This is a genomic window from Bartonella sp. AA86SXKL (genome assembly GCF_042196885.1).
On the sequence record NZ_JBHIRE010000401.1, the window covers coordinates 365 to 660 of the forward strand.

1 pseudogene is annotated in these 296 nt (G+C 38.9%); it reads left to right on the forward strand.

The features are described 5' to 3' along the window. Window positions 1-296, forward strand: a pseudogene (locus ACFIO5_RS12245) (glucose-6-phosphate dehydrogenase); the annotation flags it as partial.

Consider the following 296-nt stretch of genomic DNA (forward strand, 5'->3'; position numbering starts at 1 on the left):
ACCTATTGGTTGTAATGTAAAAACAGCGGTTCAGCTCAATGATACATTTGCAAGCGTATTTGATGAAGATCAGATTTTTCGCATTGACCATTATCTGGGCAAGGAGACCGTTCAAAATTTGATGGCATTGCGGTTTGTTAATACACTTTATGAGCCGTTATGGAACTCCAATTATATTGATCATGTACAGATAACGGTGGCTGAATCTTTAGGATTGGAAGGGCGTATAGAATATTATGAGAGTGCAGGTGCACTGCGTGATATGGTACAAAATCATATGCTGCAATTGCTCTGTT